General features: G+C 62.0%; 22 protein-coding genes, 1 tRNA gene and 1 pseudogene. 15 read left to right on the forward strand and 9 right to left on the reverse strand.

The genetic code is table 11. From position 1 onward, the window contains the following. The first annotated feature begins 37 nt into the window (after positions 1–37). From GE027_RS08480 to GE027_RS08525, 10 genes are all read left to right on the forward strand, one after another. Positions 38–1,159: a pilus assembly protein TadG-related protein gene (locus GE027_RS08480; protein ID WP_162006632.1), complete on the forward strand. Its 1,122-nt coding sequence runs from the start codon at positions 38–40 to the stop codon at positions 1,157–1,159. Between the two features lie 4 nt (positions 1,160–1,163). Then, positions 1,164–1,640, forward strand: a complete 477-nt coding sequence (locus GE027_RS08485; RefSeq protein ID WP_153556759.1) for a TadE/TadG family type IV pilus assembly protein — start codon at positions 1,164–1,166, stop codon at positions 1,638–1,640. Between the two features lie 203 nt (positions 1,641–1,843). Then, positions 1,844–2,761, forward strand: a complete 918-nt coding sequence (locus GE027_RS08490) for an NAD(P)-dependent alcohol dehydrogenase (RefSeq protein ID WP_237607410.1) — start codon at positions 1,844–1,846, stop codon at positions 2,759–2,761. Positions 2,762–2,773: 12 nt separating this feature from the next. Next, the gene (locus GE027_RS08495; protein ID WP_153556761.1) at positions 2,774–3,346 is read left to right on the forward strand and encodes a hypothetical protein; all 573 of its coding nucleotides are present in this window, start codon (positions 2,774–2,776) and stop codon (positions 3,344–3,346) included. 806 nt (positions 3,347–4,152) lie between these two features. Further along, a complete protein-coding gene (locus tag GE027_RS23040; protein WP_153556762.1) occupies positions 4,153–4,935 on the forward strand; it encodes a hypothetical protein in 783 nt (260 codons plus the stop codon). Between the two features lie 43 nt (positions 4,936–4,978). Further along, complete coding sequence (locus tag GE027_RS08505; RefSeq protein ID WP_153556763.1) at positions 4,979–5,548, forward strand: hypothetical protein; 570 nt, start codon at positions 4,979–4,981, stop codon at positions 5,546–5,548. A gap of 1,656 nt (positions 5,549–7,204) precedes the next feature. Next, positions 7,205–7,474 (forward strand): hypothetical protein, encoded by a 270-nt coding sequence (locus tag GE027_RS08510; protein WP_153556764.1) that lies wholly within the window; start codon positions 7,205–7,207, stop codon positions 7,472–7,474. Continuing rightward, the gene (locus GE027_RS08515) at positions 7,467–7,730 is read left to right on the forward strand and encodes a DNA-binding protein (protein WP_237607401.1); all 264 of its coding nucleotides are present in this window, start codon (positions 7,467–7,469) and stop codon (positions 7,728–7,730) included. Before GE027_RS08510 ends, GE027_RS08515 begins: the two co-directional genes overlap by 8 nt. Before the next feature lie 258 nt (positions 7,731–7,988). Next, positions 7,989–9,089: an AAA family ATPase gene (locus tag GE027_RS08520; RefSeq protein WP_162006633.1), complete on the forward strand. Its 1,101-nt coding sequence runs from the start codon at positions 7,989–7,991 to the stop codon at positions 9,087–9,089. Beyond that, a complete protein-coding gene (locus GE027_RS08525) occupies positions 9,086–9,484 on the forward strand; it encodes a TubC N-terminal docking domain-related protein (protein ID WP_153556766.1) in 399 nt (132 codons plus the stop codon). Before GE027_RS08520 ends, GE027_RS08525 begins: the two co-directional genes overlap by 4 nt. Positions 9,485–9,568: 84 nt before the next feature. Here GE027_RS08525 and GE027_RS23350 read toward each other — a convergent pair whose 3' ends face one another. Further along, complete coding sequence (locus GE027_RS23350) at positions 9,569–9,925, reverse strand: hypothetical protein (RefSeq protein WP_237607402.1); 357 nt, start codon at positions 9,923–9,925, stop codon at positions 9,569–9,571. Here GE027_RS23350 and GE027_RS23715 point away from each other — a divergent pair. After that, positions 9,851–10,627 (forward strand): annotated as a pseudogene (locus GE027_RS23715) (tyrosine-type recombinase/integrase); the annotation flags it as partial. The gene GE027_RS23350 and the pseudogene GE027_RS23715 sit on opposite strands and share 75 nt — an antisense overlap. A 277-nt stretch (positions 10,628–10,904) precedes the next feature. Here the strand turns inward: GE027_RS23715 and GE027_RS08535 are convergent. Next, positions 10,905–10,976, reverse strand: a tRNA-Gln gene (locus tag GE027_RS08535). A gap of 264 nt (positions 10,977–11,240) precedes the next feature. On the opposite strand from GE027_RS08535, the gene GE027_RS08540 reads away from it, so the two are divergent. From GE027_RS08540 to GE027_RS08550, 3 genes are all read left to right on the forward strand, one after another. After that, positions 11,241–12,965 carry a SpoIIE family protein phosphatase gene (locus GE027_RS08540; protein WP_153556767.1) on the forward strand — a complete coding sequence of 575 codons (1,725 nt, stop codon included), beginning with the start codon at positions 11,241–11,243 and terminating at the stop codon, positions 12,963–12,965. Next, positions 12,958–13,236 carry an acylphosphatase gene (locus GE027_RS08545; RefSeq protein ID WP_153556768.1) on the forward strand — a complete coding sequence of 93 codons (279 nt, stop codon included), beginning with the start codon at positions 12,958–12,960 and terminating at the stop codon, positions 13,234–13,236. Before GE027_RS08540 ends, GE027_RS08545 begins: the two co-directional genes overlap by 8 nt. A 151-nt stretch (positions 13,237–13,387) precedes the next feature. Beyond that, complete coding sequence (locus GE027_RS08550; protein WP_153556769.1) at positions 13,388–14,308, forward strand: prenyltransferase/squalene oxidase repeat-containing protein; 921 nt, start codon at positions 13,388–13,390, stop codon at positions 14,306–14,308. A 52-nt stretch (positions 14,309–14,360) separates the two neighbouring features. On the opposite strand, the gene GE027_RS08555 is transcribed toward GE027_RS08550, so the two are convergent. The 7 genes from GE027_RS08555 to GE027_RS08585 all read right to left on the reverse strand — a co-directional run bounded on the left by GE027_RS08555 (position 14,361) and on the right by GE027_RS08585 (position 21,473). After that, positions 14,361–15,422: a hydantoinase/oxoprolinase family protein gene (locus GE027_RS08555; protein WP_162006635.1), complete on the reverse strand. Its 1,062-nt coding sequence runs from the start codon at positions 15,420–15,422 to the stop codon at positions 14,361–14,363. A gap of 43 nt (positions 15,423–15,465) precedes the next feature. Then, positions 15,466–16,497, reverse strand: coding sequence for an ATP-grasp domain-containing protein (locus GE027_RS08560; RefSeq protein WP_153556771.1), 1,032 nt, complete (start codon positions 16,495–16,497; stop codon positions 15,466–15,468). Between the two features lie 20 nt (positions 16,498–16,517). Next, entirely contained in the window at positions 16,518–16,838 is a 321-nt protein-coding gene (locus GE027_RS08565; protein WP_153556772.1) for a metal-sulfur cluster assembly factor, read from the reverse strand. 6 nt (positions 16,839–16,844) lie between these two features. After that, the gene (gene sufD, locus GE027_RS08570) at positions 16,845–18,158 is read right to left on the reverse strand and encodes a Fe-S cluster assembly protein SufD (protein WP_153556773.1); all 1,314 of its coding nucleotides are present in this window, start codon (positions 18,156–18,158) and stop codon (positions 16,845–16,847) included. Between the two features lie 166 nt (positions 18,159–18,324). Further along, positions 18,325–19,737 (reverse strand): Fe-S cluster assembly protein SufB, encoded by a 1,413-nt coding sequence (gene sufB / locus GE027_RS08575; RefSeq protein ID WP_153556774.1) that lies wholly within the window; start codon positions 19,735–19,737, stop codon positions 18,325–18,327. 77 nt (positions 19,738–19,814) lie between these two features. Next, positions 19,815–20,645, reverse strand: a complete 831-nt coding sequence (gene sufC, locus GE027_RS08580) for a Fe-S cluster assembly ATPase SufC (RefSeq protein ID WP_153556775.1) — start codon at positions 20,643–20,645, stop codon at positions 19,815–19,817. A gap of 120 nt (positions 20,646–20,765) precedes the next feature. After that, positions 20,766–21,473, reverse strand: a complete 708-nt coding sequence (locus GE027_RS08585) for a helix-turn-helix transcriptional regulator (RefSeq protein ID WP_153556776.1) — start codon at positions 21,471–21,473, stop codon at positions 20,766–20,768. 220 nt (positions 21,474–21,693) lie between these two features. Here GE027_RS08585 and GE027_RS08590 point away from each other — a divergent pair, with 220 nt between their 5' ends. Next, on the forward strand, positions 21,694–22,797 hold the full coding sequence (locus GE027_RS08590; RefSeq protein ID WP_153556777.1) for a glucose 1-dehydrogenase: 1,104 nt from the start codon (positions 21,694–21,696) through the stop codon (positions 22,795–22,797). The last annotated feature ends 8 nt before the right edge of the window (positions 22,798–22,805 follow it).

Here is a 22,805-nt window from a genome sequence, read left to right on the forward strand (position 1 = left end):
AAAACACTTTGCTCGCCTACGCCGTCGTGGTGGCACTATGGTGATGTTCACCTTCTTCTTGGTGATCGTCATTGCGATGGCTGCCTTCGCCATTGATTTGGCCCGCGTCCAGCTGGTGCGCAGCCAACTGCAGTCGGCCGTCGATGCGGGGGCGCTGGCGGGCGGATTGCAGCTGAAACGCGACCCCGACGATGCTGAGGCGGCCCGAGCGGCCGCCGAGCGTTTTATTCAGATGAACCAGGTCGGGTTTTCCGGCAACGTCGCCGCCGCCGCGATCGATGTCGAGCTGGGGCAGTGGGAACCGGATGCCCAGCGGTTCTATGCCACCGACGAGAATCCCTACAGCGTTCGCGTGTTGGCGAGGAAAGAGGACGAACCGTATTCGTTCGCGCAGATCTTCGGCAGGACGACGTTTACGGTGCCGCGACAGGCCGTTGCATCGGTGCCGACCGCCCCGCTGGACATCATGATGGTGCTGGATCTGTCGTCCTCGATGGGATCTCAAGGCCGTATCGAAGCGTTGCGCGAAGCCTCGCCCGAGTTCGTGAGCACGATTCGAGACGCTGACAAGGAAGACTTCGTCGGCGTGATGGGCTACGGCGTGCGGAAAGACGATTACGACCCGGACGATTACGCGTCCCCGGGGATCGTCTACACGGCGACGCCGGCAAGTCTGTTTCCCGATCCCAGTGAGGCGGCGACCGACTGGGCCGGGGTGCTGGAAGCCCCTCTGACCGACGACTACGATGCTTTAATCCGTACCGCGCTCAGTCCCGCCGCCTTGCAGGCCCGCAAGTATGGCGGCGGCACGCCGATCGGGGCAGCGATTCGAGACGGGGCGCATTGTGTGGACGCGAACAATCGTGAGGACGTCGACATGTTGATGGTGTTGATGAGCGACGGGCATGCCAACAAACCGTCCAGCAACGGCGATGGATACGCTCGACAAATGGCCGCTTATGCCGCCGACTTGGGAGTCAAGATTCATACGATCAGTCTAGGAAATTCCGCCGACGTCGATTTGATGACCGACATCGCTGCGATCACCGGTGGGCGGCACTTCGACGCCTCGGGCAGCGGCAGCGTGCTCACGTCCAGCCTGCGAGAGGCCTATCGCGGAATCGCCAACGACATCAACCGTACCACCATCGTGGAATAATCCCATGCAAAAGCGAAACGCTCGCTCGCAACCGTTCCCCTGTTACGGCCCCCGCCGTTTCCGCTCGAGGACTACGCGGCGGGGCATTGCGGCGGTGGAGTTCGCCGTGATCCTGCCGGCGGTGATTCTGGTGATCCTGGCATCGTTGGAGATCACCCGGGGCTTTACGGTCCAGCATGCCCTGCAGGAGGCAGCCATGAATGGTTGTCGGATCTATACACTTGGCGATAAAGACCAAGCGGACGCCCAAGCCATGATCGATCGTTCGCTGGCTGAAGCCGGCATCCTCGGCTATGCGGTGGCCTACACTCCGGCGACCAAAGCCGAGATCGTTTCGGACCTGCAACCGGTGTCGGTCACCGTCACGGTACCCTACAGTCGGGTCGGCATCGGCATCGAGTGGTTCCTGGCCGGCACGGACATCGCGGCCAGCGTCACCCTTCCGGCCGACTCACCACCGCCTGCCGAACACGAAGATTAAACACCGCTCGGCAATCGCCGAGACGCTTACGAGAATGGGAGACCGAGGATGAACGACCGCTTCGCGACACCGCGATTCCTCGGCTTCATTGTCGCTGGCAACCGCTGTGCCGCCGGCTGGTGGTCTTTTCAGCCGGAGGCGAAGCGATGAGAGCGGTCTACGCCGATCGATACGGTCCGCCCGAGGCCTTGGTATTGGCCGAGGTGCCGCGGCCCGAGCTGGACGCGTCAGCGGTGCTGGTGCGGGTTCAAGCCGCCGGGCTGCACGTCGGAGATTGCTTTACGGTTCGCGGCCGTCCGTTTGTCGTGCGGATGGAAACTGGCTGGCTTCGCCCCCGCTGTGGAATCCCGGGCTATGACTTCTCTGGCGTCGTAGAACAGGTCGGAGACGCCGTAACCGATTTCCAGCCTGGAGATGAAGTGTTCGGTTACCATCCGGGGACCTGTGCCGAATTCGTCGCCGCGGGTAACGACAAACTTGCGAAGAAACCGCGCGGCGTATCACACGCCGAGGCCGCGGCGATCCCGACCTCGGGCCTGGCGGCTTTGCACGCTTTGCGAGACGTCGCCAAGTTGCAAAGCGGCCAGTCCGTGCTGATCAACGGCGCGTCCGGAGGGATTGGCACGTTCGCTGTACAGATTGCCAAATCCATAGGGGCCGAGGTGACCGGGGTGTGTAGCGAGACGAATATCGAGCTCGTGGAATCGCTCGGGGCCGACCATGTCGTCGACTACACAAAAGCTGATTTTACCGCGACCGCCCAGCCCTACGACGTCATCCTCGACAACGTCGAGAATCGCCGTTTGGCAGAGGTGCGTCGAGCGCTGAAGCCGACCGGTACACTGATATGCAACAGTGGCACGGGCGCGAGTGGATTGGCGTTCTGGATCCGCCTACTGCAACCGCTAATCCTCTCGCCGTTTACGAAACAGAGCCTTCGCCGCTACATCTCCGTACCACTTCGCCGAGATCTCGAAGTGCTTGGCGAACTGGTCGACGCCGGCAAATTGAAACCGGTTCTCTCGGAAACGCATTCGCTGGAGCGTGTGGCCGAGGCGCTGGCGAAATTGGAGCAGGGTCATACGGCAGGCAAACGAGCGGTAAACATCTCGGCAAAATAATTCTGGTGCGCGATGTGGGTTCCGACCCTGACCTGTTTGTTGGCCGATGGGACCGTGACTGCGGGGGAGACGTTGACGCTGTGGAGTGTGCGGTTGGCCGTAGGCTGTTATTTGGTCCGGGTGTTGTTGGATGTCGTTTCGCGTTCGGACGCGGAGCCCGCGGCAGCGTCTTATCTGGTGCGGTTCTTATGGACCATTGGCGCCGTGTTCTGTCTGGTTCACATTGCCGGAGCGTTCGGCGTGTATCACGATTGGCGTCATGATGCGGCTCTCCGCCACACGGCCGAACAGACCGAGCGGATGATTGGCGTCGCCTGGGCGGGAGGGCTGTACGTCAATTATGCGTTCACGGTCCTCTGGCTGGCAGACGTCGCCGCGTGGTGGATCGGTGGCGTTGGCTTTCCCTATCGGCACCGCGTTTACTTCTGGACCGTTCATGCCAGCTTTGCGTTTGTCGTCGTCAACGCGACCGTGGTCTTCGGTCCGCCCGGTTGGCGGTACGTCGCCGCGATGTTTGCTCTTTGCCTTGCCGCTTGTATGGCCTTTCGTCTCCGCGGCCGGCCGGGACCGCCGAATAGATCGTGACTAGCACTCCCTGCACCGCTGGGCTGGTTCAGCGGTAATTGGAATTGGGCGTCAAGTGAGAAGAGCAGGGTGGTCGGCTTCCTGCCTGATTCTACAGACGCCCGCCGTGATCTGGCGTTCCTACTGCCCGTGAGCACACCGGACCCAACCCCGCGAACGGGTTCTGGAATGAACTTTGTGACGAACAGCCGCGCGGAATGGCGGCGCCGCGCATCCCCGCAGTGGCGGCGAGACGCTGCGAATATTCTACGGCAGCTTCACCTGAACACCGAACGCAACGCCCAGCCCTCGCCGTAACCGCAGGTCGCGCGTTAAACGCTTGTGTCGCCCCTCCGGGGCTTTGTTTTGTTTGGGGTGGCGAGACCCGGCGGTTGACACCGCCGGCAGGGGCTATGCCGCCCTGCGGGCTGGTGCTGCGGTCGCGGTGATTGTTGCGGCGTGGTTTGTTTGGTTCCGCTGCATGTCCAACATAACTTGCTTGTGAACAAGTCTGCTCCTGGCTCCTAGCCCGAAGGGCGGCACAGCCTCTGCCGGGGACGTGAGTCCCCGGGTCCGGGCCAGCAGAACACTTTTAGCCCGAAGGGCGGCACAGGTGCAGACCCGCTGGGTCGCCCCTCCGGGGCTTTGGTTTGTTTGAGGATGCGAGACCCGGCCGTGACACCGCCGGCAGGGGAAGGCTTCGCCGGGGGTAAGGCCTTGTGTTCGGTGTTCGAGGGGGGGGGAAGGCTTCGCCGGGGTCAGGCCTTGTGTTCGGTGTTCGAGAGGGGGAGCGTAAAGGGTTGCACCTATCCGCCCGGAGGATTGTCATGCCCAGACCGCCCCGGATTCAGTTTCCAGGCGCTAATTACCACGTCGTTACTCGCGGTGATGGCCGGCGCGAGCTGTTTCATGACCATGCCCGGTACAAAGCTTTCTTGGTCGAGGATGCGGGCTACTACTGGACGCTCAATCGTTATATTAACCTTAATCCCTGCAGTGGCGCTCGCCCCCTGGTCGCCGATCCAGAATCCTGGCCACACAGCAGCTTCGCCGGGTACGCGAGGAGGTTGAAACGAGTCGACTGGATCGCTTACGACCAACTGCACACCTACTGGAAGGCGTCCGTCGGCGGCAAAGACCCGGCGGCGGCGTACCGCCGCTATGTGAATGCCGGATTGGCGGCTCCTGAAAACCCCTTCAACACCCAGCTACGCGAATGGGTGTTCGGAAGCGAAGACTTTCTGCGCCGCATGATCCAGCTGGCTGACGGAGCCGACTCGCATTGCCAACAAAGCACATCCCGGCGGCCGGGAAGCATCGGAGCCGAGGAGATCATTGCCGCAACCGCCGCCTATCACGGAGTGGAGCCGGCGGACTACGCGGTGTTCCGAAGCACCGCGGCAGGCCGTGACATGGCGGCCTGGCTTTGCCGGCGATGGTCGCCGGCCACGCTGCGAGAGTTGGGGCCTCGGTTCGGCCTGCCGGGGGTGGACAGCGTGTCGAACCTGGTCCGCCGTGCGGAACGACGATATCAGGAGTCCCGGCAGTGGCGCCACGACGCCGCGAATATCGAACAACAACTCCACCTGAACACCGAACACAAGGCCTGACCCTGGCGAAGCCTTCCCGGTCGACGCAAACCTCGACACCCAGTTGAATCGCATCATCGAGCGTGCCGGATGCGTCCCATGGCAAAAGACGTTTGTCAACTTGCGATCCACGAGACGAACCGAACTGCAAGAGCGGTTCCCCAGTTACGTTGTCGACTCGTGGCTCGGACATTCATCCGAGGTCGCCGCCAAGCATTACCTGCAAGTGACTGTCGATCATTGGGATGCCGCGCGAACCGCCCTTACCGGATCAACAGAAAGCCGCGAAATGTCACCGCCGCCGGCTGGCGGTCTCCCTGGCGGTGTCATTCCTACTCTTTCCGAGTGCTTTACCGCGGAATCGGACGGTGGAAACCGAGCAAATCCGACTGGGAAAGACTCCAAAACACTAGGAAAAACAAGCAAAGTAGCCCAACCAGGACTCTCACAATCGCCCGAAACGCTAGGGAAAACCGCCCTGCCCGCTGCTGGTGGTAACACCGGTGGTAACAGGGCCGACGAAACCACCGCCGAACTGTTAGCGATCTGGGACCGACTGGACGCATCCCAGCGGGCCGAATTGCTGGCCGCCGCCCGTGCCGCCGTGCGATCCCAGAAGGGTCCAACAAGCTGACCCCCGCCGGGCCTGTGGGTCCTTGGTAGGCAACCGGACCGAAGGCACTCGACTACCCACTGCGGTACTTTCGCACCGATGCGATGTGAACTGGGACCACCCCCACCGCCCTCCTTGCCATTTGCAGATGCCCGCGGTGATCTGGTGTTACAACTACCACGTGAACATACCGGCTCCCACCCCGCAGCCGATCCACGCACTAACTTAGTAATGGACCGCCGCGGCTTGCTCACCCCGCGGGGCGGACGATCGGTCGGAAGTACCTGCGAGTTACACCGGAGCTTCCCCCTGGCCTCCAGAGTATCTTACCGGACGGACTGAGTCCAACACCGGCCGGGCTGCTTCCTACCGCAATGGGAGTCGGGGGTGGGCGACCGGGGACCCGCGGCACGCCGGGGCGGGGGTGGGCAGATTGTGGTGGTCTGCTTGGCCGCGACCGTGGTTGCCCGTTTTATTTCTGCCGTGCGAAAAATGGGCGTTGGTAGCGGAGCGTGCTGGCCCGGCTGGCCCCTCTCGCCTTGCATGGCATCCGTGCCAACGATCGGTAACAATATTCCTGTGCGGGTTTGGTCGCCCGCAATTCTCCGCTGTCGCCTGACCCGCGATGGCTTCCAAGGGTAGGCCGTTAGCTACGGCTGCACGATTCAGCCGACCGCTGGCGTAAAACCTTCCGCGGCGGTCGGTCGAATCGGCCCACAACCGAAGGATGCCAATGAACGTCGATAGGAATCATCTGCAGCGAGAAGTCAGAGACGATTATCTCGGCTTGTTTACGATCGCTACTCTGCCAATCGCAACCAGCTATGAGGGAAAACGGTGTCGGTTAAGTGATTCGTTTCCACGTTTCATGGAAGTTTTTTCGGATGGGACTGTATGGAGAAGCACAGGCACGCTTCAGGCAATCTATGAGAACAGGCGAGGTGCTCACCTTGGTCGGTACTCACCGGATAGTCTTCCGCCGGCAAAGTTGAACTCGGGCAATCGCTGCCATGTGTCCAATGGGGATTCATGTTTCATGGAACTGTACTCAGATGGGATGGGATGGCGTTTTTCAGCCTCTCATCTTCCTCTAGCAAACTCTCGTTTATCGGAGATCAGTGACCCCCGGGAGCTACCGGCCACGGTGCCAGCGCCACCACTCCCATCTGTTCGCTTACCAAAGGTTTTAGATCGCCTCTTGCGAGCAATTTGGAGCACAGCAGATTGGACCGCAAGCCCGCCACAAGCAAAAGCCATTGCCGTCGTTGTGGAGGTCTGGAAGGATGAAGAAAAACTATCAACAAATCTTCGCCCGACCATAAGCCGGTTGAATGACGCGTTCCTGTGCGCTGAGCCTCGCGTCGATCTAAATATTACGACAAAAGGTGACTGGATACTCATGGAAGGCCGCTTATCTGGATAGCGATTATTTGTTGCAAAATTTGAAGCGGTTTTGCAACTGACTGAATGCCAAAGTGGTGCCACCTCAAACAAAAGGATGGTGCCAAATGGCAAATCGAATTTCTGAACCACTTGATTGGATCCCAGACCCTCGGAATGTCCGAGTTGAGCTAGGGAAGCGATTGCGAGAACTTCGCTTGCTTCGACGGCTGCTTAAACTGGCCGAGGCTGTAGACCACGAGCGATCTTCTGTCGAATCACAGGAGGAAATGGCTCGTGGATAAATCTTCTGCTCTGTCCATAATTGCAGATGGGCGTCGTCTGTTTCTGCGTCGTTTAGAAGAAGGGCCGGCGACCTTCACTGACGCGATTCGCGGGCTTTCATTGCCCAATGACATGGACGGCCGCGTGTTCGGTGCGATGGTCGCCCAGCTCCACCGCGATCGGATCATCCGCCCAGTGGGCTACGTTCCATCAAGCAACCGCTGTTGTCATTCCCGGCTGTGGGAACTGGTCGACGATCGGAAGGGGGTGGGCCGTGGCTGATTTACTGCTGCGAGACACCGACGCCGACGCACTGGCTGCGATGATCGCTGCGGCTGTGGCCGATGCGGTCCGGCCGCTGCTGGCCGAATCTGCCGAGCCGCGGTTGGTCGACCGCGAACGCATGGCCGCGCTGCTGTCGATCAGTGTGCCGAAGCTGGACACGATGACCGCTGCCGGAACGATCCCCAGCGTGTCGGTGGGACGCAGGCGGCTGTATCAACCCGCCGCCGTGATCGACGCACTGTCCCGCGACTGAATCGCCTAATAGACCTTTACGGGCCGGAGCGCGGTCGCTGGAACAGGCTACTCACCTTGTTCTGTCGGGGTTCAACTCCCCGTCGGTCCAATGACAAACCCCACGCCGAAACGTGGGGCTGTCGCTGGAACAGACTACTCATTAACAAGGATAAAACAGATGGCTCTCCCGAGCAATCGGAATCCTGGCGGTCCGCCCAAGGCGTCACCGGCACCGGATCCCGTACACAAACCGAACCGCAGGCCCAGGCTACTCCGCATGGCGGATGTGACCCCGCGCCCTGTCCAATGGCTGTGGCATGATCGCGTCGCGACTGGACGATTGTCGCTGCTGGTTGGTCAACCTGGCGTCGGCAAGTCCTACCTAACCGCCGACATGGCCGCGCGCATCTCCACCGGCCGACCGTGGCCTGACGGCTCGCCCTGCGAGCGTGGAAGCGTGTTGCTGCTGAGTGCCGAAGATGACCCCGCCGACACCCTGAGGCCGAGGCTAGACGCCCACGATGCGGACGTGTCCCGCGTGGTCGCAATGACGGGAAGCTACTTTGACAACGCCGATCCCGATGACGCTGACATGACGGTGACGCTGGCCGATGTTGCGATGATCGAAGATGCCTTGCGAGAGCTGGACAACTGCCGGCTGATCGTTGTCGATCCCATCGGCAGCTATTTGGGTGGCCGAACTGATGCACACCGGGACAACGAAGTCCGGAGCGTGCTGGCCCCCATCGCCAAGCTGGCGGAAAAGTACGGGCCGGCCGTGCTGTGCGTGGCTCACCGCCGGAAGTCTGCGGGGCGTGCTGCCGATGACATGGCACTTGGCAGTCGAGCGTTTACCGGGATCGCGCGGTCCGTGTGGCATCTGTCGGTCGACACCGATGACGATAGCCGCCGCCTACTGCTGCCTGGCAAGAACAACTTGGCTCCCAGGCAACACGGGCTGGCCTATCGCATCACCGGCAATCCTGGTGTGCTCCAATGGGATCCCAAGCCCGTGACGATGAGTGCCGACGATGCACTGGCGAAGGAAAACGATGGGCAGGACGCCGGACAATCCGCCCACGATGAGGCCAAGGCATGGCTGGCCGACTACCTGGTAACCGGCCCGCGGCCTGCGAAGGAAATCAAGCAGGATGCCAAGCGGGACGGCATCGCAGAACGGACGGTCGACCGGGCCGCGAAGTCGCTGAATGTGGACCGTGGCCGCGATGGACTGACCGGCCCCTGGGTGTGGCGACTGCCCGAAGATCCCCAAGTACTCGCCAAGGAACCAAGTACTCGCCAAGAGAACCCGTTGGCGTGTACACGGAATGTTGGCGAGTACACGGAAACCGCCGATCGCGTGAGGATGCAAATATGACGCCCCTGATGCTGGTCGATGACCTGATGGGCCGCGGTGTGTACCTGACCGTGGCGGGCGATGCCTTGGAACTGGACGCGCCGCCGAACGTGGTTACGGATGCGGACGTAGAGGCACTGAGAGCGAACAAGCAAGCCGTGGTTGCGATCCTGCGACTAGACGCCGGCCTGTCCATCACAGACGCAGATGCCGAGCTGCTGGCGTGCGAGGAAATCGCCCCAGCCGATGTGCCGATGTGCGACCGATGCGGGCGGCTGTGCGACGTCCAGACGTTGGCGGAAACGTGGCACTGCTCCCACTGTGACCCCGCCGCGGCTGCCCGCCGTGAGCGGACGGTGCGACTGATGGAGCGTGCCAAGTCGATCCGATGTTACAATCAACCTTGCAACGGCTAGGCTCGCTACCGAAAACCGGCTTCACCACCGGCTGCCGTTGTTCTCTTTCCCCTGGTGATTCGTGAAAGGTGATTCGCGATGGCTTCATTGCATCAACAGAAGGGCGACCGGCCCGGCTTCAAGATCCGCTGGCGCGATGACGCCGGCAAACAACGCGCCCTGTGGCTGGGCGATATGAGCAAGCGGGCTGCGAGCGCCATCTTCTCGCATGTGTCGGAGTTGATCCGCGCCCAGTCTGCCGGTACACGTCCCGAGGCACCCGCCGAAGCGTGGGCGAGCAAGCTTACCGGCCGGCTGCGGACCAACCTGGTCAAGCTTGGATTGGTCGACGATGGATCCGCGCAGGAAACAACCGACGCCGACCGGTTGCTGGGTGCGTTCATCGATCGGTTCATCGAACGCCGGACGGATGTTTCGCAGCACACGGTCCGGAACTATCAACAGGCACGGCGGTATCTGATCGAATACTTCGGAGCGGATCGGACGTTGCGCTCGATCACGCCGGCCGATGCGGACCAGTGGCGTCGATGGCTGCTGACCTATGTGGTCCGCCGTGATGGCGACGGGAAGCCGGTCAAAACGATGGCGGTGGCGACCGTGGCCAAACACGTTAAACGCGCGCGGCTGCTGTTCAACGATGCGGTCCGGGGCCGGCTGCTGGGCGCAAGCCCGTTTGCAACCGTGAAGATCGGTTCGGAAGCCAATGCGGAACGCCATCACTTCGTGGATCGGACCACCGCCGCCGCGGTCTTGGAAGCTTGCCCGGATCACGACTGGCGGCTGGTCTTCGCCCTGGCTCGATACGGTGGCCTGCGCTGTCCCTCCGAAGTCACTCGGCTGCGATGGGCGGACGTTCAATGGGACGCTGGCCGCCTGCGGATCGATTCACCGAAAACGGGGCTGCGATTCTGTCCGCTGTTTCCCGAATTGCTGCCGATCCTGGAAGCCGCCGCCGCCGACCGGGAAAACGATTTGGTGATGAACCGCCGCTTGATTGTCGGCTACGCGGTGGACGCGAACCTGGGCACGCAACTGCACCGAATCATTCAGCGGGCCGGATGCGTTCCGTGGACAAAGACATTCGTCAATCTGCGTTCCACCCGCCGCACCGAGCTGCAAGAGGCATTCCCCAGCCACGTTGTGGACGCATGGCTGGGACATTCGTCCCAGGTGGCTGCCGAGCACTATTTGCAGGTGACGACCGACCACTGGGCGGACGGGGTGACGAAGCTCACCGGCAAGCCTGTTCAGACGAAATCGGATGTTGAAGAGCGCCGTGGTAACGCCGGTGGTAACGCCGGTGGTAACGCCGGTGGTAACATCCACGCTCTTTCCCAGGCATTTGGGGCCGAAACGGACGCTGGAAAGCACCCGAAACGCACTGCAAATGAGGCTAAAAGCCTAGGGAAAACGCGGGAAGTAGCCCAACCAGGACTCGAACCTGGAATAATAGAACCAGAATCTATCGTGTTGCCAATTACACCATTGGGCCGCGTATTAAACTAAGAATCGCCGGCTGGCTGTCAAGCGGGGGCCGGTGGATTTGGGCGTTTTGAACGCCGGATTCTGCGGGGTGACGGATTCTGCGGGGCCATTGGCAGCTGGGTCTTTCTCGGTCAACTGGGAGCCGATCGATCGCGTGGGCCTTGGGGACAGGGCCCCCCGGTTCGTTGACGCCGCCGCTGGCAGGCGCCAAAATGACAACCCTCCAACCCTTGACCGGCGTCTTCCTCGTTGCCTTGTGTGTTGCTCCATCATGGCTTTCCTTTCCTCGCGCAGTGAAGGCTCCGCCGGTCGCTACGACCTGCCCGAAACGGCGATCATCGGTCGGCACCCCGAGTGCGACGTGATCCTGACCGTCGGGGCGGTCAGCCGGCATCACGCGAAAATTTTCCGGCGCGATGCCGAGTACTTTCTGGAAGACCTGCAGAGCCGCAACGGGACGTTCGTCAACGGCAAACTGGTCTCCACGACGCATCCGCTGGAAGAGGGCGACCGGATCCGGATCTGCGAGGTGGAGCTGGTGTTTCACCGCGATTCGCCGCCGGCCTTCAATCCCAGTTCGGAGATGACCTTCGACGGTACGCAGTTCGGCATCGTGATGGTCGACGATCCGGTCAGCGACGACGATTCCAGCTCGCGGATCGACATCCGCCGCTCGGGCGATACGTCGCGAATCACCGCGACGGCCGAAGCCAAACTGGCGGCGCTACTGAAGATCACTACGAATCTGGGCCAAGCGTTGTCGTTGGACGACGTCCTGCCGAAGGTGCTGGCCTCGCTGTTCGAGATCTTTTCGCAAGCCGATCGCGGTTTCGTTGTGCTTCGCGAACCCGACGGGACGCTGACGCCGCGCTGGGTCAAGACGCGGGCCAAGCACCAGGAGCAGACGATCCGGATCAGCCGCACGATCCTGCATCAAGCGATGACCGGCGGCGAACCGATCCTCTCGCTGGACGCAGCCAACGACGACCGCTTCGACGCGGCCGCTTCGATCGCGGATTTTCGCATTCGTTCGATGATCTGCGCTCCGCTGATCGACAGCGAAGGCGTCGCCTTTGGGGCCTTGCAGATCGATACCAGCGAGGGCCAGGGGCGGTTTGCCGACAACGATGTCGACCTGTTGGCCGCGGTCGCGGCCCAGGCCGGAATCGTGATCCGCAATGCCCAGCTGCACGAACAAGCGCTGGCCCAGCGCGAAGTCGAACAGGACTTGAAACTGTCCACCGAAGTCCAGCAGGCGTTCTTGCCGCAGCAGCCGCCGGACGTCGCCGGGTATCGGCTGCGGAGTTTCTACAAAGCCGCGCACCATATCGGCGGCGATTACTTCGACTACATCCGCTTGCCCGGTAAACGGATTGGCGTGGTGGTGGCCGATGTCGTGGGCCACGGGGTCGCGGCGGCGATGTTCATGGCCAAATTGTCCGCCGAAACGCGGTTCTGCTTGGCTGGCGAACCGGACGTGGCACGCGCTATCGAGATGCTGAACGACCGGATGAGCGCTTTGCAGATCGAACGCTTTGTGACGTTCTTGTTGATGGTGATCGATCCGGTTAAGGATGTGGTCAGCATCGTCAATGCCGGTCATATGTGTCCGATCGTGCGCAAAGCGTCCGACGGTTCGATTGATGAACCCGGCGCGGAAGAATCCGGTTTGCCCATCGCCATCGAGACCGGCATGCAGTACGAAGCGGTGCCGCTGAGGATGGAGGTGGGCGATCTGGCGTTGATGTATACCGATGGCATCAACGAAGCGATGAACGACGAGGACGAACCGTTCGGCATCGACGCGATCCGCCGGATCGTGGCCGCCGGTGAAGACGCCGATGCGACCCTGCAGCAATTGGTTAGCGCCGTGGCGGGACACGCCGGGCCCGGACCTCAAGACGATGACATGTGTGTGGTGGTGATCGAACGCGTGGCCGCCGAAGGCAAATTGTCCGAGCGCGAAACCCATTCCGACGTGATCACCCATGCCTGAAGCGATTCGTGTGAAAATTATCTATCAGGGGACGGTGCAGGGCGTTGGCTTTCGAGCCACGACCGCTATGCTGGCCGAACCGATTCCCGTCACCGGAACGGTGCGTAACCTGCCCGATGGCAGCGTCGAAGTGGTGGCCGAGGGAACGCGAGCCAACGTCGAGCGGTTGCTGACGGCGATCGAGACCGAGCTGCGTCACCGCATCGACACCGCGGAGCGTCGCGAGAGCTCCGCCAGCGGCCAGTTCGAGCGGTTCCGGATCACGTACTGAAGCGGTGTAGAGTTGCCTTTCGCTCCGCGAAAGTGAAAGACGTAAAAAGCTGCTTTCGGCGGAGCGAAAGGCGACTCTTGAAAAACTGCTTTCGGCGGAGCGAAAGGCGACTCTTGGAGAGCTGCTCAGCTACTTTTAAGGTTTTCTCTGCGTGTCCTACCTGCAAGATTTGACGTTTCGACTGGCCGCCGGTGCGGTCCGCCTGCCCGCGGAGGTTCGCCAGCGGCACGCCGATTGGCTGCGCCGGCAGCAACAACCCGACGGCGGCTTCGCCGGCCGGGAAGGTGGCAGTGATCCGTACTACACCGGCTTTGCCCTGCGGGCATTGATGATCCTGGACGCCTTGGAAGAGGAGTCAGCCGAGCGGGCGGCGGACTTTCTGCGGTCGCGGCTCGACCAGCGCGAGAGCGTCGTCGATCTGATCTCCCTGGTCTACGGCGCGGCCGTCCTGCAGTTGGTCGCGGGGATCGATGTCCTGGGGGCGGCCGATCCGCAGTGGCCAGAGAAACTGTCGCAGTTGCTCGAGTCGCTGCGCCGCGACGACGGCGGCTACGCCAAGAGCCCCGAAGGCCGAGCGGGCAGCACCTACCAGACGTTTCTGACCACGTTGTGCTACGAACTGGTCGACATGCCGCAGCCCGAACCCGAGCGAGCGGTCGATTTTCTGCGGCGTCACGAACATCCCGAAGGCGGCTTTCTGGAGATCCGCGTGGGCAAACGGGCCGGGGTGAATCCGACGGCGGCCGCGATCGGGGCTCTGAAGACACTGGGTGCCCTAACGCCCGAGATCGCCGAGCGGACGGCGGAGTTTCTGGCCGAGATGCAGTCCGACGAGGGCGGGCTGGCGGCCAACACCCGCATTCCCATGGCGGATCTGCTGAGCAGTTGCACCGGGGTGATCACCCTGAGCGACCTGAACGCGACCGACCGGATCTCCCTCGCTCGTCTCCGCAACTACGCCCTCGAGATGCAGCGTGACGACGGCGGCTTCGCCGGCTTTGCAATGGACCCGGCCGAGGACGTGGAGTACACGTTCTATGGTTTGGCTACGCTGGCCCTGTGCGCTGAGTGAGTGGAGGGGGACGGCAGCTGAGCTCGCCAGAGTTTGAGCTCGGCGACTTCGGCTACGAACGCGGGTGAGGCTCGCTTCGCAATCTGGCGACGGCGTAGGCGGGCGCGACTCGGCTGAGTTCTGGCCCCAGCGTGTCGCGGAGATCGGTCGCGGTGAGCGAGTCGGGACGTGCGTCACCGAGCAGCGCTTGGCCGTGACCGCTGAGGACCCAGTGCCGGTGCGGTGGCGCGGCGTCGATGGCCGCGAGGATGCGGCGGCGGACCGCCGCCAAAACGTGCCGGCTGCACCGCAGGGCGGTCTCCGCTGGGAAGCGATCCGCATCCAGGCCGACCATTCTCGCAAGTCGGGCCGAGGCGGCAGCAACGGTTCGCGGCCGGCCGTCGGCGGTGTGCGTATCGCGAACGTCTTCCGGTTCCAGGCCCAGGATGAGCGCGCAGTCACCGGTCGTGGCGAAGACTTCGTTCATGACCGGAACGGTGCGTCCCGCGATGGGTAGGTCGTCGACCACCGCGCATACCGGCGTTCGTCCGAAGCCGACATACACCAGTTCATGATGGCACAGTCGGTCGAAGTCCGATTGCGAAGCGGTGTTCACACGGCCTGCATCCAGAGAAATTAAATCGCAGGTGGTCGAGCCGATATCGATCAACAAGGACTGCGGCGGCGCCTCGTTCGCGACAAAGGCGGCCAGAGCGTGCCAGTTGGAGGCGGCAAAGCGGTGCGGATCCGCGCAGACTTCCGCCAGCGAGGCAAACCGTCCATCGACGCCGTAGAAGGAGATTCGCCCGTGGTCCGGTAGGGCTGTGCAGACGGCCTTGGCGATGAACCGCACGCCCTCGGCCGCCGAAGCAAAGCAATCGGCCAGCTCGCCTGTCATCGTCACGGCCAAGTCCGATTCCTTCAGCAGGCCGTCGGCACCATCCGCATGATCGAAGGCGCTTTCGGCCGCCGCGACGCCTGGCGCACTCGCGGCCTGGGTCGCCAGCTTGTGCACCAGCTCTCGCAACTGACCGGCCAGCCGCTCGGGCGTCCGCCAGAGGGCGAACGGTCGGTCGATGCTGTGGCCCAGCGTATCGGCCGCTTTGAGGTTCGCTCCGCCGATGTCCAGGCCCATCACGTGGCGGCCGGAGGGCTCTGCCTTAGAAGCCGGCGTCACTTCAGCAACCGACCCGCTCGTCGACCAATCGGTCATTGACCCAGACCTGTCCATCGATCGCCCAGCGGACGCTGGTCGCTTCGGTCGCACAGCGGACCGGGCCTGCGCCGTGGCCCAGAATGCGGGCTGCGAGGTTGTCTTCGACCATGTGCCGCAGGCCGACGTAGGAGGTGGTCAGACGCGGATTGATCTCAATGACACAGTCCTCGGCCGGCTTGTCGCCCAGGATCAAATCCAGTCCGACAAAGCCTTTGGCCGTCGGCGGCATGGCCGCCAGGGCGCACGATGCCAGCGAGGTGACGCGGCGCTGGAGGTCGGCCGGCAGCGGGCCTTCGCCACCGGCGTAGCTGCAGGACCGCGAATCGATCGACTGGGCGACGGCGGGCAAGACCGTCATTTGACCGCCGGCAACGATTAAACCAACCGAGACCGGTAGGCCTGGGGACCAGGTCTGCAGGATACCGCCCGGGTCGAGAGCCGCTGCCGCGGATGAAAAACTGTCGTACACGGTGATCCGTTCGGTCCCGCAGCCATCGCGCGGCTTGACGATCCAGCGCCGGGCCGCGGCGGGGTCGGCGTCCCGGATGGTGTCGGCGATGAAGGTTGCCGGGTGCGGCACACGCTGGGTGGCGAAGCGCCGTGCGGTTTCCCACTTGTCGCTGGCCACGCGCAGGAAGTCGCCGCTGGACATGAGCGGATCGACACCGCCGGCGCGAAGCATCGAGACGGCTTGCGCCAGGGTGCCGTTTTGTTCCGGAGCCACGACGATGGCCGCATCGCAGTCGCGGGCGGCTTCGATCCACTGTGGCCAGAGCGGCTGGCTGGAATCGATCATCGCCCGCCGCACCGAGCGCGGCAGTCGCACATTCAGCCGGGCATCGAGAGGCACGACGACGTCACCCAGTTCGGTCAAGTCTTGCGCAAGGGCCCGCAACATCGCACCGCCTTCGCGGCGCAATGCCTTGGGAACTTCGGTCAGGTCGCGCTGGCAGAAACCGCCACCGCAGACGAATTCCGCCGCAAAGACTCGCATAGTGGTCGTGACTGTCGGGTTTAGAAGATATTCAGTTGATCCCGAGCGTCATCGCTCATCATGTCCTGGGTCCACGGCGGTTCCATCACGACTTTGACGTCGGCCTCGTTGACCTCTTCGAGTCCTTCGGCGGAGCTTTTCACGCCGGCGACCAACTGGGGGCCGGCCGGACACATCGGGCTGGTCATCGTCATTTCGATCGCCACGTCGTGCTGGCCCTCGTCGTTGGGCTCGGAGATGTCGACGGTGTAGATCAGTCCCAAGTCGACGATGTTCACGTACAGCTCGGGGTCGATAACTTGCTTGAGTGCTTCACGCACCTTGTCTTCGCAAAGGGCCATAATTGCTTACTCGTAGTCGCGTACTTGTTGAGCGATCGATCGACCGAGCGCTTCGCGAACGCTTTCGATCGTGATCCGGTCGAAAATCTGTTGGAAGAAGCCGATGACAATCATTCGCACCGCTTCGTTGCGGGTAAAGCCACGACACAGCGCGTAGAAGATTTGTTCGGCGTCGACCTTACTGGTCGTGCTGCCGTGTGTGCAGCGAACGTCGTCGGCTTCGATTTCCAAGCCCGGGATGGAGTCTGCCCGGGAGGTGTTCGACAGTACCAGGTTGTCGTTCCGCTGGTAACCATTGGTCTTCTGCGCCGCCTTGTCGACCTTGATCATACCGCGCCAAACGGTGCGGCTGTGGTCCTGCTGGGCCGACTTGTACAAAAAGTCGCTTTGGCAGTTGGGGGCGATGTGGTGCTGCAGGGTATGGTAGGCGATGTGTTGTCGGCCTTCCGTCGAGAGCACCCCGTTGACCTGGCTGGACGCGCCTTCGCCGACCAGTTCGACGGTCTGGTTGACTTTGGCGAACCCCGCACCCATCGCCGCGATCGTCCACTGCAGCGAGGCGTCGGCGCCCACCCGAGCCTTTTGATGGGCAAAGTGGTTGCACTTGTGGCCCCATTCCTGAAGGTCCACAAATCGCAGGTGCGAGTTCGGTGCCTGGATGATTTCCAGGGCACCGACATGCAACCCACCGGCATCGGAGGTGGGGCTGTGCGATTCATGCAGCACGGTCGCTTCGGCGCCCTCTTCCAGCACGATCAGAGTATGGCCGGTATCGCTGCCGCCGTTGCTGAGCATCGAGTCGATGTGCAGCGGTCGGTCGATGACGACGCCCTTGGGCACGTACAGCACCTGTCCGCCGGCGAAGAACGCCGCGTGCAGGGCTGCGAAACGGTCGTAGTCCGGATCGAAGGCGGAAAACAGGTGCTTGCGGATCAGGTCCGAGTGCTCGTTGACCAAGCGGTCCAGGGAACCAAAGACGACGCCCTTGGCGGCCAGGTCTTCGGCCAGGGTATCGGTGTGGATGTGGTTGTCGACCGAGGTCACTTGGCCGCCCAGGTCCACACCGCCGGTCAGCTGTTCGCGAACCTCGGTGTCGTCACTGGCGGCGAGCGAGAGTTGGTGCTTCTTCAGCTGGAACAGCCGGAGGTCGGAGCGAATCCATTCCTCGTGACGACGCTCGGGCCACTGCATGGCTTCGAAGTGGTCCCAGGCTTGTCGCCGCAGGTCGCTCAGCCAGTCCGGTTCTTGCCGGTTGGAAAGAAAGGCTTGGAAACCTTCGGCGTCAAACGCGACCGAAGGCGGGGAGGTGGTTTGGGTCATGACGTTTTGCGTAACGATGGATCAAAGAAAGCGTACGGTGAACGTCGCTCGCCGGCGGGGCGGCCGGCGGGCGAACTGGTTGCTTCAAGTGGGAAGCCGCGACGGAGTTCGGTTTTCGATCGCGGAAGGTCACGGATCGACGGGGCGCCGATCGGCAGCCGCCGGATCAGCCGACGCTGCCTTCCATCTGCAGCTGGATCAGCCGGTTCATTTCGACGGCGTATTCCATCGGCAGCTCCTTGACCAACGGCTCGATAAAGCCGTTGACGATCATCGTGCTGGCTTCCGATTCGCTCAGCCCGCGGCTGAGCAAGTAGAACATCTGCTCCTCACCGATGCGCGAGACGCTGGCTTCGTGACCGATCTGGACATCCTGTTCGCCGACTTCGATATACGGATACGTATCGCTGCGGCTTTCCGGATCCAGGATCAAGGCATCGCAGACCACGTTGTTCTTGCTCTGATGAGCGCCCGGATCCACCTTGACCAGCCCGCGGTAGCTGCTGCGGCCACCGTTCTTGCTGATGCTCTTGCTGATGATCTGGCCGGTGGTGTTCGGCGCCGAGTGAACCAATTTGGCGCCGGCGTCCTGGTGTTGGCCTTCGCTGGAAAACGCGATCGAGAGGATTTCGCCCCGCGCGCCCGGTTCCATCATGTGGACCGCCGGATACTTCATCGTCAACTTGCTGCCCAGGTTGCCGTCGACCCACTCCATGGTGGCATCGCCGTAGGCGTAAGCCCGCTTGGTGACCAAGTTGTAGATGTTGTTGGCCCAGTTCTGGATCGTCGTATACCGGCAACGAGCGTTGCGTTTGACGATCACTTCGACCACCGCACTGTGCAGGCTTTCGGTGGTATACATCGGCGCCGTGCAGCCTTCGACGTAGTGCACGCTGGCACCTTCGTCGACGATGATCAGCGTCCGTTCGAATTGGCCCATGCTTTCGGCATTGATCCGGAAGTAGGCCTGCAGCGGGAACTCGATATGCACGCCCTTGGGGACGTAGATGAACGAACCGCCGGACCAGACCGCGCTGTTGAGGGCGGCGAATTTGTTGTCCGCCGGCGGAATCACCGTGCCAAAGTATTCTCTCAGCAGTTCGGGATGTTCGCGAACGGCCGAGTCGGTGTCGGTAAACAGGACACCCTTCTTGGACAGGTCTTCCTGCAACGAACCGTAGATCACTTCGCTTTCGAACTGAGCTTTCACCCCGGCCAAAAACTTCTTTTCGGCTTCGGGAATCCCCAGTTTGTCGAACGTATCCTTGATCTCATCGGGGACATCGTCCCAGGTGCGACCTTGGTGATCGGTGGGTTTGAGGTAGTAGTAGATGTCCTGGAAATCCAGATCAATGGCTCCGCCCCACTTGGGCATCGGCCGTTGCTCGAAGATCTCCAGCGCGTCCAACCGGAATTTACGCATCCAGTCGGGTTCATTTTTGATATCGGAAATCTGGTTGACGACTTCCTTGTTGATGCCTTTTTGGGCCTTGAACACACCGGTGGTTTCGGTGCGGAAGTTGTACTTATTGATTTCGCCGATTTGGTCGCGTTCGGACGCGGTAACGTCGGTTGCCATGATCCAATTCCTGATTCGCTACGGGCTCGATACGGGTTGCCGGTTCGCGCGCATCGGCGGCGAACCCAGTGAGGGGCTCAAACGGCGGTTTCTTCGTTGAGCATCTCTTGGTTGCGGGCTTCGGCTTCGGGGTAGGCGGTGCGGATTCGGTCGTAACCGCTGCGGTGCAGCTCTTCGGCCAATTCCTTGCCGCCGGTTTCCACAATCCGGCCGCCGAGCATCACGTGGGTGAATTCGGGCGGATTGTGTTCCAGCAATTTGTCGTGGTGGGTGATGATCAGCAGGCCCATTTTTTCTCGGCCGCCGATATCGGCGATCGATTCACTGGCCAGCCGCACGGCGTCGGCATCGAGACCGCTGTCGGTTTCGTCCAGGATCGCGAACTTGGGCTGCAGCATCGCCAGTTGAAGGATTTCGGCACGCTTCATTTCGCCGCCCGAGAAGCCGTCGTTGACGTAGCGGCGAGCGAATTCGACATCCATTCGCAAGTGCTGCATCTTGTCCTTCAGCTCTTTGCGGAATTCCCGCATCGGAATCAGGTCTTCGCCCTCTTTACGATCCGGGCGGCGGACGTTGGTCGTGGCGTGGCGAAGGAAGTCCGCCATCTTGACGCCGGGAATCGCGACGGGCCGCTGGAAGGCCATGAACAATCCGGCTCGGGCCCGTTCGTTGGGTTCCATTTCCAGCACGTCCTCGCCGTCGAGCAGGATCGAGCCATCGGTGACTTCGTATCCGGGATGGCCCATGATGGCCAAACCCAGCGTGCTCTTGCCGCTGCCGTTGGGACCCATCAGGGCGTGCGTCTGGCCGTGGCCCATCGTCAGGTTCACACCGCGAAGGATCGGTTTGTCGCCGACCGAGACGTGCAGGTTTTCGATCTTCAATTGATGTTTTGGGGCGTCGCTCATCGATTCGCTGAGGTTAAAGTGAAAAACGGGCGTAGGTTGATGGGTTGTCTCGATGCCGCGATCGAGCGCCGAAGCGGTTCGCGGCAGAAAGGCGGGCGTTGGCCCAGTGTCGCATTGGCGTTAGGTCGCTGTGGCGTTGTCCTTGGGAGAAAACTGACAGCAGTGGTCCCCATCCAGGCGACAGCTGGTCAGTTGGATCTCGCGACCCAAGGCTTCGCTGAGCATTTCTTCTTCCAAGTGGCACATCGAGCGGTGTTCGGAGGCGTCGGTCAGATCCGGGTACGGGCACGCCGTGATGCCCAACACCGGCAGGGCTTCCTCGCCGCTGCGGGTCACGTCGTTGGGGATGCGGTTGCCGGCCATCAATTTCGAGAGCTCGCGCATCCGCTGTTCCAACGCGTCGCCGCTGGGGTCGTCGGGCCGGGTTAATTGGCTCTTGTAGTTCTGGCCGAGTCGTCGCGCGATGCCGCTCAGCAAGCGTGTTCGCACCGATTCGTCGGGCAAAGTCACGATTTCCCGCCACATCGCCTCGGCCAACTCGCCATGGTCGGCGCCGGCATGCCGGTGACCCAGCACCGTCAACGAGTAATTGAAGGTGGGGCGTCCCCGGCCGGAAACCACTTTGTGACGCTGGATCAGCCCGTCTTCGAGCAATCGTTCCAGCCGTTGCCGGACCGCCGTCGCCGTCACCCCCAACGCATCGGTCAGCTCCGCCACACCGCGTCGCTGGCCGTCGCGAAGCGTATCGATCAATTCGCGATCGACCGAACGCAGGGCTTCGACCGCCGTGGTGCGCGGCGGGTTCGTTTGGGGGCTGGTGTCATTCATCTACTGCACTGTATGCCTGCCGGCTATTTTTGACAAGCGGTCATGCGAAAAATGGAGGCGTTTTAAGTGCCCCCACTGACACGATTTAGGAAAGACTGTTAGGATTTTCGCTCGTTCCCCAGCGGGCTCCATCGCCCGTTTGTTCGCCCTTGTCGGCCCGGCAGGGGCGGTCAGCATCCTGTTGTCTCATTTCAGCCTTTTTCCTCAGCCGAGTTATTCGATGAAAGCGGTCGCCGTTACGCCGGGTAAGCCCAACAGTGTCCACTTGGAGGATATTCCCAAGCCGTCCCTGGACGAGGTGCCCGGCGGTACCGGCGTGCTGGTGCGGGTTTTGAAAGTCGGGGTCGATGCCACCGACCGCGAGATCAACGACGCCCTGTATGGCGGCGCCCCGGAAGGCTTTGATTACCTGGTCCTGGGCCACGAGTGCTTTGGCGTGGTCGAAGCGGTGGGTCCCAACGTGGTGAACGTCAAACCCGGCGACTACGTGACGGCGACGGTGCGGCGGCCGGGCGGTTCGATCTATGACCAGATCGGCCACTACGACATGACCAGCGAAGAAACCTATTACGAGCGCGGCATCAATCTGCGGCACGGGTTCCTGACCGAGTACTTCGTCGACGACCAGGACTACATCGTGCGGGTTCCGCCGGGACTGAAGCACTTGCACGTCTTGATGGAACCGATGAGCTGTGCGGCCAAGGCGGTGCATCAGGCCTTCGAGGCCCAGCGGCGGATGAAGGTTTGGCGTCCCAAGCTGGCCTATGTGTTGGGCAGCGGTCAGATCGGTTTGCTGACCACCCTGATCCTGCGGCTGCGCGGCTTGCAGGTCTACACGGTCGCCCGCGCACCGGGACCGCATCTGAAATCCTCGATCGCCGATGGTTTCGAAGCCAACTACGTCAGCACCAAAGAAACGTCCCTGGACGATTTGGTGGCCCAGACCGGCCGCCCGGATTTGATCGTCGACGCCACGGGCCACAGCGGGTTGTCCTTCGACGCGATGAAGTACGTCGGTCACAATGGGGTCGTCGTCTGGACCAGCATCACCGGTGGTGAACGCCAGATCGAATTCCCCAGCGACAAGGTGAACATCGAATGGGTGCTGGGCAACAAGTTGGTGCTGGGCAGCGTGAATGCCAACAGCGAGCACTTCGAGATGGGGATCCGTGATCTGGCACTGGGCGAGATGATGTATCCGGGCGTGATCGAAAAGATCCTCACCAGCCCGGTCGACGGCTTGGACAATTACAATGAGATGATGCGGTTGTTGGTGGAAGACGACCAAGCGTTAAAGGTGTACGTCAACGTGGCCGACGAGTAGCCGAGCGT

The organism is Roseimaritima sediminicola (genome assembly GCF_009618275.1).
In the GTDB taxonomy this organism is placed as follows: domain Bacteria; phylum Planctomycetota; class Planctomycetia; order Pirellulales; family Pirellulaceae; genus Roseimaritima; species Roseimaritima sediminicola.